Raw genomic sequence first — 747 nt, 5'->3', positions numbered from 1 at the left:
CCGCCGGTCGGGAGCATCCGCGTCGACTCCGGCGGCCCCTGTGAGCCACCACTTGATATCTGGTCGCCGCCCGTCCGCAGCTCCGAGATGTTGAACGGTCCCGGCGCTGTCCAGTCGCTCGACGCGCTGTCGGCCGTTTCGTTGGTCGCTTGGTAGTGTCCGTCAGCCACCGCTGCCGATGCGGGCATCGCGAACGCGCCCGCCACGGTGACAGCGACGAGGACGACCGCAACACTAACCGCGGCGACGGCGGCCCTATCACCTCCCGAGAGTGCGTGTCCGCCCACAGTTAGCCCCCCGAAAGAGCGCTCGCTACGCCGTTGACGTAGTCTGTCGTTGCCTCCGGGGCCACGACCATCGCGATGGCGACGAGCCCGACTGCGGCCAGCATGACCGCACCCCAGCCCGAGATGTTAATCTGCATCCACCGCCTCTTCTGCGGCCGCGCCCGTGTACAGCGCCAGCCCCACGACCAGCGCCGCCAGAAACACGACCATCGTCTCTTTCCCCGTCAGTCCGAGGAATACCGTGCCACCGCCAGCCAGTGCGCCAGCCCCGATGAACGACGCCGCCGCGCTCCAGAGGAATCCGCCGGCATACACGCCACCGAAAAAGCCGCCCACCAGTCCCGTCGTCAGCCGGGCCGGGCGGCCTTTGAACCACTTGATCGGGTAGGCTGTCTTTGTCAGCACCGACGTGTACTCGCCGATCACGTAGAACACCATCCCGATGATGGCCCAGCCGGTC

General features: G+C 67.3%; 2 protein-coding genes and 1 pseudogene. All 3 read right to left on the bottom strand.

Going from position 1 to position 747, the window contains the following annotated elements:
* Nucleotides 1-287: pseudogene (locus DVK01_RS21020) on the bottom strand (hypothetical protein); the annotation flags it as partial.
* Between the two features lie 2 nt (nt 288-289).
* Complete coding sequence (locus DVK01_RS22910) at nt 290-424, bottom strand: hypothetical protein (RefSeq protein ID WP_255410243.1); 135 nt, start codon at nt 422-424, stop codon at nt 290-292.
* Nucleotides 414-747: hypothetical protein (locus tag DVK01_RS21975; protein WP_158598798.1), on the bottom strand; the 334-nt coding region annotated here is incomplete at its 5' end. The genes DVK01_RS22910 and DVK01_RS21975, both read right to left, overlap by 11 nt.

The organism is Haloarcula sp. Atlit-120R, assembly GCF_003665885.1.
GTDB lineage: Archaea > Halobacteriota > Halobacteria > Halobacteriales > Haloarculaceae > Haloarcula > Haloarcula taiwanensis.
The sequence above is the reverse complement of the archived record's forward strand: the minus strand, read 5'-3'. Positions and strand labels throughout refer to the sequence as shown.